Below are 11,487 nucleotides of genomic sequence, written 5' to 3' on the forward strand. Positions count from 1 at the left end.
CTAAATCCATATGCCCTTCGTTGTATTAGTTTCATCTTTCGATGGAAGCCTTCCGTTATTCCATTAATATCCAAAGTGTTGGCTTTATTTTTCAGTCTTTAATTAATCTCTGCTATGGTTTGAGCATCAGTAGTAGTTAATGTTCTGACAGGATTGTTATTTAAAAAGGCGATAATATTTTCAATTGCTTGCTCAAAATATATTTTATAATTTTCTGTCGTCACGTACCCAATATGAGGCGTAGCCAACACATTAGGGAGCGTTCTAAACGGATGCTCCATAGGTAACGGCTCGACATCAAATACATCTAGGCCTGCACCGGCAATGCGTTTATCCATTAATGCTTGAACTAAAGCGTTTTCATTGACAATAGGTGCTCTGGAAGTATTGATCAAATAGGCTGAAGAGCGCATGCGTGCAATGTCAGCGGCCTGGATCAGGTTTTTAGTTCGTTCGCTTAATAAAAGATGAATCGTCACAAAATCACTGTTTTCCAGCAAAAATGCTTTGCTGGGAGCTAATGAGACCCCACAAGAGGATGAGCGTTCCGTGGTTAAATTTTGACTCCATGCCATGACATTCATACCAAAAGCTTTACCTACTTTTGCAACTTGAGTACCTATTTTTCCTAATCCCAGAATACCTAACTGTTTGTTATTTAACCCAGTCCCTATAGTATTTTGCCATAAACCGTTTGTTCTCAAAGCTAAGTTTTCTTGGGGGATATTTCTCGCCATGCCCAGAATCAACGCCCAAGCGAGTTCTGCTGCTGGTTCAGAAAGATTATTCGTCCCACATACGGCAATACTTTGTTTTGTTGCATATTCAAGATCTATTGCAGCATTGCGCATACCAGAGGTTACTAGTAGCTTTAAATTAGGTAAACGAGAAAGTACTTGCGCATTGAATAAAGTACGTTCTCGCATAATTACAAGAATATCCTGCTCAACCACGGCATTAACTAAGTCATCCTCATTTGAAAAATGATGCTGGAATGACTGCACTTTTACATGAGGTTCAATTAGCGACCATTTTCCAAACGAGGTAGCAACTTTTTGATAATCATCGAGAATAGTACATTTTAACATGTCAGTTCCTTTCTATGCAGCTTCAAACAATTCTGTAACAACATGATTATCCTTATTCAGATTTTATCACTCTGACAAAATAGATAACTACAAATCTCATCAAGAGGGGGACTGTTATTCGAGGGAATAATATCATTTTTGCAAACTTAGTTTACAGACTTTTGTTATAGTTTGAACATCAGTTGTAGTTAAGGTTATGAGGATTTAATTATGGTTTTTTCATGCTATATTACTTCCGAACAATTTGCCGACATGTCCAGAGTGGTTAGATAGTAAAAGGATTTATCATTAAGAAATTAGCTTTAGTTGGTTCAGGCATTAAGTCTATATCTCATTTTACGACTGAATTTAAAACGTATACTACCAGTGCGGACAAGGTTTTATATTTGGTTAATGAGCCTATTACCAAACAATGGATAGAGCGTTATTCTAAATTGTCAGAATCTCTTGATCCAACATATTTTTCTGAAGATGATCGACAGAATTCCTATGATAAAATAAGGGATAAAATTCTTACTGAACTGCACACTTACGATTTCATCACTGTTGTGGTGTATGGGCATCCGACCATTTTTGCTGATCCAGGCTTACAAGCTATATTCGCAGTTCAACAAAACTCAATTGACACAATTATTTTACCGGGTATTTCTGCTGAGAATTGCCTCTATGCGGATTTTCAAATCGATTCGGGACAATTTGGGTGTTTCCATGTCGAAGCAACGGAATTATTGCTGTATGACAAAGTAATTGACTCTACAGTACATCGTTGTCTTTGGGACACTGACAATGCTTTACATTCCACCATTTGTTCAAAGGAAGCCTAACATTGGGATTTTAAACCAATTAACTTTATAAAAATAGAATTAATATTAAGGAAAAATATGTTTGCTGTATTATCTTATCGTTTAGGCTTCTTCCCCAAACTCCCCTTAATTTGCTACTTACTTCTTTCTGTTTACGTTGGTGAGGCATTTCATTCTTATTATAAGCATATCTTAAAAATAGCGTTTAAGAATTAAGGATACTGTGTTTCAATAGGTAGCCAATTGTTTTGGAGCGGTCTCATAATTTATTGGAATATGATTTGATGAATAAATTAAGAGCAGATGTTGCGGTGAGTTCGTTAAATGCAGTATCTACGTTCGTTACTCAATTTCAGATTATCCATTTTCATTAATGAATGCTTAGCCTCTGGCCCTTGTTGTTAATTGACTCATATAGTTTAAGGATAAAGATATGCAAATAAATTTCAAGTATACTCTAATAAACAAGATGTTGATCTGTCTTCTACTCTTTCTGACCGGTACAATAGCACAAGCAGGGCCACTTTGGACTATCGTGCCAGTAAAAGGAAGCAATCCCACCCAAACCGTAGCAGAAAACGCTGAGGGCCACGTACGATACTTAGTACAAAATCAATCCAGCAGGTCCAAACAACTGGTGATTTGGGAAACAACTGGCGTCACCCAAGTTGCTCCTTGCCAATTGTCTCCTAAAGGAGAAGCAAATGACTCCTGTATTTTACATCTTGCAATTACTGGCCGTCTACTGCCCCAAGGTGGAGTTGATGGTGGTCCCCGATTATGTCAAGCGAACTCAAATGGCAGCCCGAACCCAAATCAATGTTATTGGCCCAGTCGTGATGACAGTTTAAAGATTACTCGAGGCCCAGCTGTCAGTGCCCTAATTAGTGTGTCACCATCAACGTTAATCTTTCCTGTTGACGGTATTGGAAGCATCACTATAACTAACAGCGCGTTATCAAAAGATGCGACCCAGAATCTGCAGATACCAATTCCTCACGGCAGTAATGTCAGAATCCAAAGTACTACATGCAGACCAAATCTACCAATTGGGGCGAGTTGCGTCGTCAATTTTACAGCCGCCGCCGCACAGGAACTTACTGATATAGCTATTAGTGGCAGCAACACGAATACTGCAAATGTAGCTGTGCAAACTTTATCAGCGCCGGCAATGCTCACTGTAATTCCAACAGTAGTGCGCGTTTTTGAACATCAAACATTTGTTGTCACGGTGCAAAATCGGATCACCTCCCAAACTGGGGCACAGAATGTAGCACCTATCATTCCCAGTAACAGTAATATTAGTGTATCTAACAACACGTGTGGTGCAAGTCTTGCAATTGGTCAGAGCTGCACAATTACCTTGCTTGCAGGCACTCCGGAAGGACCTACTCTTATTGCGATAGCAGGAAGCAATACCAATACTCCAGTGGTAAGTACTACTGTAACCGATCAGGTCCAAGTAAGGCTTTCCCCAGAACAGAGTGAACGAATTGTTCCTGTAGGTGGTGGCACGCCGTTATCTTTGACTCTCACTTATGACACGATCGGGGGGCCTGTGACTTCCTTTACGGTAGTTGATCACGCAGCTTGCCCTTTGCTCTCTGTAAATGATACAAACTGTATTAATCTATCTTCTGGGAATAGTTGTACGCTGGAGTTAAGCTCCAATACCCCTTATGTACCGTGTACTATTACTATCACTGGCGCTGACCCGATGCCTATTGCCTTTTCTTATCCTAATGGATTGATATTTGAGGTCAATGGGATGAACGGTAAGATGGTGGCTGATAGTTCAATCCAATTTAAGAGTACATGGACATGGATTTCAGGGTCGGGTGTATTTAACTCCAGAAGTGCGACAGATGGAGTTGCTAATACCGATGCTATTGTTGTTAACTCCCTTTGTACTGATTCTCCTGGCAATTGTGCTGCTCAACGTTGTCGAAACTTGGGGCCTGAATGGTATCTTCCTGCCGTAAATGAGATGTCGGCAGTCTATAATGTACTATGCCCTAACTTTTCTTGTCTATTCGGAGACTTTCAGTCATACTTTTGGACTTCGACTCAGACCTCAACTTACTTCGAAGTATTAATGATTGACTTTTCTTCTTATGGCACGACATTCCTTCAATCGCCAATTGTCCCCAACCATGTACGTTGTATGAGCCAATTTTAATCTTCGCTTTTTGTCATTTTTCTTCTGAGGCAGTGCTGCTGCCTCAAAATAGGTGTTACTGAAAAATTACACCCACTTAAGGTTTTGTTAATATACACAAATTATAATATTTGAACTTTTTGTTTGTATGTGATCCCAAATGTTTACCAGCGAAAAAATCCTCAACGAGTTTTATCAAGGCCTGAAACTTTTAATTGAATTTGAAACCGGACATGCTCGCGGTGCTATGAGCACACCATTTTATGCTATCAACAAAGTGGTTGCTCACTTTTATATGGCATTAGAAGAAGGAGATGTGATTGCCCCATTTTTTTTCCACTATCTTGCTGATAAATTTCCAGCATATGTCGACAAATCGCTATTGCCTGATTTATCAAGCGTACCAAGCCATAAGTCCCGAGCCGAGATTTGGATTAAAGACTATCAGACCTTCTTAGCCTTGTATGAGAAGATTGATGTCATTACTAAGCCACAGGTAATTGAATGCAAAAATGCCAGACAAGCCGAACAGGTGCAAAAAAACTTACAAATGCAACTACAACGCGTAAAAACAGAAATAGTACAGTTAATGAAATCTAAAAGTTCTCTCGGTGGGATTTTAGCCGCGAAGGTTTTAGAACACTTGCAAGCGAAGACAAACAACAGTTATTCAAGCGAATTGATTATTGTTGCTTATGAAAAGTCTGCTTTTTATCCTAATGTTTATGCAATGTATGAATATGCCCGATTTCTTCATAAGGAAAACATGCGTGCAACAGACCCAATGTATACGGAAAAACTAGAGACAGAGCTCAATTTATTAGTAAAAAGCAATGGCGATATAAGCATCCTTGTAGAACACTATGACACGGAAAAAAATGATAGATTCTTTTTTCAATGGCTTTTTCAGTCTGCTATACATGGTGGGGTGGGTATGCCTAAATTTATGCTGGAAAAATATATCTTCGATGAGCATATTCAATGGCAGGATAAAATTTCAAATAAAGATAGGTTGGCAGAGGCCATCAAATGGTTTAATTGGTATGAGGCGCATGCATCATCGGCTGACCTTCATCAGTTTTGGCGAGAAATCGCAAAGCGTGCAGCCAATTATCCTGCCGTTATTGGTGATGATAAATATAAAGCCTCCTTTTTATGTTATGCATTGGATAGAATGAATCAGGAACTGCATGAACAAGCCAAAGTAATGTCAAAAGAAGCATTTGTTAGCCAAAACGAGGATCTAGGTGAGGGATTAGAGAACTTTAGAGAAATCGTTAGCCTTACCTGGTCCTTAAATAATAGCACATTACCCTCAGAGTGCTCATTAATAGTCATGAATGAAATGGCTCTTATATTAGAAACACGCCATGAATATAAACAGGCTGAACGTTTATATCGACAAGTTTATGCTTTGGATGGGAACCATCCGATTCATCAATATAATTTAGCTAATATTCTTGCGTTACAAAATAAAAATAAAATGGAGCAAATAAGTTTGCGCTTTGACGCAGCAAGGCAGGGATGTGGTGACTCAGTTCAATACTTGTTTCGCTCACTTGTTATTGATGGAGAAGGCACCCTTGAGCATTTAGAACAACTGAGACAGATAGTTGAAGCGCATGATTTTGAACTGGATTTACCTGTACCAACAAAATTATTAATCAACTTTATTTCAATGACAATCTTTCAAAAGCTTACAAACAACGAAATCATTAAGTGGGTGGTGATTGAGAGGGGCGGAAAACAATTTTTTGAAGCCTTGTTTGTCGTTGAGGAAGAAAGCCAGGATATGGAAGCATCTGGTTCTGAGAGCCCGGTTATACCCCCAGTTGAGAGCTGCATAGAGGCTACTTGCTCCGATGAACCAACTGCATCCCGTAGTAAACAGAAAGAGAAAAGTACAGAGGAGAGTGCCTCTACGAGTAGTTTCAGGCTATTTCAACCTGCCAAAAGTGAAACCAAGCCGCTTGATGCGAGAAAAGAAAGAGCACTTAGAAAATTACATGAACTGAATAATAAGCCAGTTAAAAGCTTAGGTTTCAGAGATTTTATTAATGCTAAAAAAGCATACGAATTATTAAGTAGTGAGAAGCCTGTCGGAATCGAAGTTTCTCATAAGGGAAGGACGTCAGGTTCTCGTGCAACAATTGGGGGTACGCATATTCATTTACCACATGGTCGAGATCGTACGTCTATTGGTGCTCAAAGCGAGATTAAAGAAAAAATTAATGAGTTATGTTCTCAAATAGGGAAGTTTGGTTAAACCAGCGCCCAAAGAACATATTCAGTTAATCGCCATTTTATAGGGTCTCATTTTCATCTTTACGGGGATAAATGAGACCCAGATAAAATCAGGTGCCCCCATGGGCGCTGCGAATTCAATTAAGGACATGTTAAGAGCACTACGCGTCCATTTGTTATCGCTATACAAAACAAATCAGTTTGAGTTCCTGATATTTCTCCTTCTTTATCATATTCGAACCCAGTTTCTAAACGTACATTATTAAAGACAATACTATTCATCTTTATGCTAGGTTATCCTGTTATATAGTAATAAATCCAGGATAATCTTTATCGTTTGGATAATTGATTTCACATTCTTTACTGTATCAGCAATATCTACACTTGATGTTTTTTATGTGGTTTTTTATTGCGACGATAAATCCAACATGTCGCAGTCCTTCTTCTATTTACATATAAACAACAGCTATTTAGAATCGGTATGCGAATGCTGTATTGTACTGAGTGCGGATTGAATGGTGATAAAGTAATTAAGGATAGAGGATGAAACGATTCGTGAATAAATTTATTGTTGCAGCAATGATACTATTCAGTTCATTGGCTTACGCCAAAGCAGGACTTTTCTTCAATGTTGTTGAGTCAGGAGCTCCTGCATCAGCCGATCTTGTGTTCTGCTTAAATGGTAAAGGGGCTTTGTCGTGCCAGAAATACCATGTAAGTGCACAGGATTTGCAGATTAGTGCCGCAACAGGAGGCTCTTATCCTGCTGCAGGAATTCAGCTCCTCACCGAAGGCTATAAAATTACTGGCTGCACTCCTTATTCCAATGGGTATTGCTTGTTTGCAGTAAGTCCACAGACCCCTACCTCACTTCGGTTAGACAGTACCATGCCTCCATCTTATCATAAGGTAAGTGGCACGATTTCTGGGCTTGTTGGTTCTCTATCTTTACAAAACAATGGCGGCGATACGCTGGTGCAAAATAGTGATGGCAGTTTTACGTTTGCCACAGCGGTTGCTGAAGGAAGTGGGTACAATGTAACTGTCTTATCTCAACCAGCCATGCAAACTTGTACGGTGAGCAATGGTACTGGAATAATGGGTGGTTCTAATATTATTCATGTTCAGATAACTTGTTCGACGAACCGTTATACGGTAGGTGGTACGATTACAGGTCTTGTTGGGTCTGTCTCCTTGCAAAACAATGGAGGAGATACGCTGGTGCAAAATAGTGATGGCAGTTTTACGTTTGCCGCTGCGGTTGCTGAAGGAAGTGGGTACAATGTAACTGTCTTATCTCAACCAGCCATGCAAACTTGTACGGTGAGCAATGGTACTGGAATAATGGGTGGTTCTAATATTATTCATGTTCAGATAACTTGTTCGACGAACCGTTATACGGTAGGTGGTACGATTACAGGTCTTGTTGGGTCTGTCTCCTTGCAAAACAATGGAGGAGATACGCTGGTGCAAAATAGTGATGGCAGTTTTACGTTTGCCGCTGCGGTTGCTGAAGGAAGTGGGTACAATGTAACTGTGTCGTCTCAACCAGTTGCACAAACTTGTACGGTAATCAATGGTTCAGGGATAATGGGTGGTTCTAATATCTCCAATGTTCAGATAACCTGCGCGACGAATAGCTATATGGTTGGTGGTTCTATTTCCGGTCTTGTTGGCTCTGTATCTTTGCAAAACAATGGAATCGATGCGATAACGTACAATAGCGATGGCAGTTTTACTTTTGCCACAGCAGTTGCCGAAGGAAGCACATACAATGTAACGGTTTTATCTCAACCTGCCACGCAGACCTGTACGGTGAGCAATGGTACAGGGACTATGGGAGGGAAAAACATTACGGATGTTCAGGTCACCTGCTCAATCAACAGTTATGGGGTAGGTGGCACGATTACAGGTCTTGTCGGTTCTGTATCTTTGCAAAACAATGGTGGTGATACGTTAACGCGCAATAACGATGGCAGTTTTACATTCACGTCTACGGTCGCTCAAGGAAGCGCATACAATGTAACAATCTCATCTCAACCAGCCACGCAGACCTGCTCCGTGAGCAATGGTGCGGGGACTATGGGCAGTTCACACATTACGGATGTTCAGGTCACCTGCTCGACGAACAGCTATACGTTAGGCGGTACAATTACAGGCCTTGTCGGTTCCGTATCCTTGCGAAACAATGGCGGCGATACGTTAACGCGCAATAGCGATGGCAGTTTTTCGTTTACCACAGCAGTTGCTCAGGGAAGTGGGTATAATGTAACGGTATCGTCTCAACCGGCAGCACAGACCTGTACTGTGAATAATGGTACGGGAACAATGGGTGGTTCAAATATCACCAATGTTGATGTTTCTTGTGTAACCAATACAACTACGTTGTTTGTATTTTCTGGAGCTATACCCGTGGGTAGTAGTTCGCTGAGTATTCTGGTAATTAATACCGGCACGACTTACGCCGCCAGTAATGTTTCTATTGCTTTACCTTCAGGCTGGACCGGGGTAACTCAAGATGCAAGTAATTGTACAAGTATTGCACCTAACAATGGCAGTTGTAATATCATTCTTACCTCTGTAACGCCTTATGTTGCTCAGAGGAATATCTCTGTGATCGGTGACAATATCAGCAATAATCCAGTGATGGGATTAGCTTTTTCTGTTCAGGGGTATTTGGTTTGGGAGGTAACCGATGCAACAACTGTGCAGGTTGTTGATACCGTTGATTTAACCACAGGGCAATGGGGTAGTAATACCGTAATTACTACTGCACAGGACTCAAGGGATGGTTTCGGCAATACCAATACAATCAGGAACACCGGGGGAATTGGCACCAGTGCGGCAGCCAGTTGCTATAACAGCACTAATGGTGGTGTTCCGGCAGGTACTTGGTACTTGCCTGCCATTTGCCAAATGGGTAGTGCAGGTCAGGCTTATGGGTGTCCTGCGGGGCTTGCGAATATTAATACGAATTTGGCGCTACTTCAATTTGGTAATTTATCTGGTGACTACTGGAGTTCAACTGAACACGCAGGCAGTCCGCAAAACAATGCGTGGTACCAGTATTACGCTGGAGGTACCAGTGGCTTTCAGGCCAGCGTTGGTAAGGGGGTTGATTTCAATATTCGTTGTGCCAGAAGCTTAACCTATTAAGCAATTGATTCATTAGCCAGATCGTGTAGCGGTCTGGCGACTCTATAGATTGATAACTCAATTTAGTATCTATTGTCTCGCACGTGCTCTTGAGGAGCTGTTGGCATTTCATCGTTAACCCATTGAAGAAAAATGGTTAATTCGTATGCTGTTAAACGATAGAGCATTTAGAGAAATATCATGAAAAAGAGAAGATACTATAGCATATTTTTCAAATCATTGGCGCATTAAAAGAGCATAGCTAATTTTTTTTAGGGCAGAATGTGAGGCGAATGGTACTATTAGAACTAAGAATATGGGGGGTAAACGTTGATGAAACCCGAGAGGCTATGGGCGAGGCGAATTCTATTAGAAAAATATTAAGATTCCATATCCAACACTATGCGTCCATTAATTTTCCCTTGTTTCATTAGTTCAAAAATCGAATTTATGTGTTCTAATTTTTCAGTTGTTATGGTTGCTTTCACTTTGCCTTCCGCTGCAAAAGCAATAGATTCTTGTAAATCGAGACGCGTACCGACAATAGAACCTCTTACTGTAATGCCATCCAAGACCATATCAAAAATGGATATAGGAAATGAGCCTGGAGGTAATCCAGTAAGAACAACAGTTCCTCCGCGTCTAAGCATCCCTTGGGCTTGTTCAAATGCTTTTAGTGAAACAGCGGTAACCAATACTCCATGAGCCCCACCAATCTCTTTTTTAAGTAAGGAGATGGCATCAGTGTTTAAAGTATTAATTGTGATTGATGCGCCCAATTGCTTTGCTAATGCCAGTTTTTTATCATCAATATCTACTGCGACAACATTCAATCCCATGGCCTTTGCATATTGTACTGCCATATGGCCAAGTCCGCCAATCCCGGAAATAACAATCCAGTCTCCGGGTTTAGTATCGGTCATTTTTAAGCCTTTATACACAGTGACGCCAGCGCATAAGATGGGTGCTATTTCAATAGAGCTAACATTTTGGGGGATATGCCCTACAAAATTCGGATCAGCAATAATGTATTCAGCGAAGGTACCATTTACTGAATAACCCGTATTCGATTGCTGTTCACACAAGGTTTCCCAACCGCCTAAACAATAGGTACAATGTCCACAGCTACTGTGAAGCCAGGGCACTCCAACCCTGTCTCCTTCCTTAATATGAGTGACTCCTGCACCAACCGCAGAAACAAATCCCACTCCTTCATGTCCAGGAATAAAAGGCGGTGTTGGCTTTACCGGCCAATCTCCTTCGGCAGCGTGTAAATCGGTGTGGCAAACACCGGAGGCCGCTATTTTTACCTGAATTTGCCCAGCCATAGGCTCTGGAATAGGAACGTTGTCAATAATTAATGGTTTTTGAAATTCCTTGACGACAGCTGCCTTCATTGTTTTTTTCATTATTAATATCATCCCTGTTCATGACTTCAATGACGTGTGTAGAATCAAATGTATCTTGTTATTCCTTTTTACGTTATAAAAGATAGACTAAAAAATGTAATTTTGGGGCAAATTACACATCAGGGAGCAAAATGAAGTAATCATATTTTGTGCTTTAATAAACGATGGTTCCTTTATGGATTAATGAGTTTACTTTTAACATTCTGGATACAGTTTCAGCGGAGCAACTGGAGTCTACCAAAATCATACTCGCCTCATCCCCTATTTGGGGCCATTGGTAGTTTCCCTTGTCATCCAATGGAAGTATTTTATTGGTTGCCATTTTTAACAACCGTGACAACTCAAATTCGCTTTCCAATCCATACAGATCCGCAGCTGTATTCGCTTTTAGCAGTAAATTGCCGCTTCCTAAAGTGCTCCAATGGTCCTGAATGTTGTCATTTCCTGTCAAGACATTAACTCCGTGTTTCCACAGGGCAGGCAGAGGCATTACCATTTTATTTCTAATGGGTAACGCGGTCACAATACCTATTTTTGCTTCAGCTAATTTGAGAGTAAGACGTTCTACTTCCTTTTCTGCCAGATACGCTAATACATAGGCATGACTAATATAGACCTTGCCTTCAAGTTGAGGATTTTCTATTACTTTA

7 protein-coding genes and 1 pseudogene are annotated in these 11,487 nt (G+C 40.6%); 4 read left to right on the plus strand and 4 right to left on the minus strand.

Annotated elements, in window-relative coordinates:
• Both Q0495_RS13475 and Q0495_RS13480 read right to left on the minus strand, forming a co-directional pair.
• Positions 1–65: pseudogene (locus Q0495_RS13475) on the minus strand (transposase); the annotation flags it as partial.
• A 33-nt stretch (positions 66–98) separates the two neighbouring features.
• Positions 99–1,088, minus strand: a complete 990-nt coding sequence (locus Q0495_RS13480) for a D-2-hydroxyacid dehydrogenase family protein (protein WP_298627216.1) — start codon at positions 1,086–1,088, stop codon at positions 99–101.
• A 326-nt stretch (positions 1,089–1,414) separates the two neighbouring features.
• Here Q0495_RS13480 and Q0495_RS13485 point away from each other — a divergent pair, with 326 nt between their 5' ends.
• From Q0495_RS13485 to Q0495_RS13500, 4 genes are all read left to right on the plus strand, one after another.
• The gene (locus Q0495_RS13485) at positions 1,415–1,912 is read left to right on the plus strand and encodes an SAM-dependent methyltransferase (RefSeq protein ID WP_298627225.1); all 498 of its coding nucleotides are present in this window, start codon (positions 1,415–1,417) and stop codon (positions 1,910–1,912) included.
• A 412-nt stretch (positions 1,913–2,324) separates the two neighbouring features.
• Positions 2,325–4,070 (plus strand): hypothetical protein, encoded by a 1,746-nt coding sequence (locus Q0495_RS13490; RefSeq protein WP_298627218.1) that lies wholly within the window; start codon positions 2,325–2,327, stop codon positions 4,068–4,070.
• A 139-nt stretch (positions 4,071–4,209) separates the two neighbouring features.
• Positions 4,210–6,315, plus strand: a complete 2,106-nt coding sequence (locus tag Q0495_RS13495) for a hypothetical protein (protein ID WP_298627220.1) — start codon at positions 4,210–4,212, stop codon at positions 6,313–6,315.
• A 521-nt stretch (positions 6,316–6,836) separates the two neighbouring features.
• The gene (locus tag Q0495_RS13500) at positions 6,837–9,449 is read left to right on the plus strand and encodes a hypothetical protein (protein ID WP_298627222.1); all 2,613 of its coding nucleotides are present in this window, start codon (positions 6,837–6,839) and stop codon (positions 9,447–9,449) included.
• A 359-nt stretch (positions 9,450–9,808) separates the two neighbouring features.
• Here the strand turns inward: Q0495_RS13500 and adhP are convergent, their stop codons facing one another.
• Positions 9,809–10,837 (minus strand): alcohol dehydrogenase AdhP, encoded by a 1,029-nt coding sequence (adhP, locus tag Q0495_RS13505; RefSeq protein ID WP_298627224.1) that lies wholly within the window; start codon positions 10,835–10,837, stop codon positions 9,809–9,811.
• A 154-nt stretch (positions 10,838–10,991) separates the two neighbouring features.
• Positions 10,992–11,487, minus strand: a 496-nt coding sequence (locus Q0495_RS13510; protein ID WP_367274429.1) for an amidohydrolase family protein, incomplete at its 5' end; no start/stop codon positions are given.

The organism is uncultured Legionella sp., from assembly GCF_937871865.1.
Classification (GTDB): domain Bacteria; phylum Pseudomonadota; class Gammaproteobacteria; order Legionellales; family Legionellaceae; genus Legionella.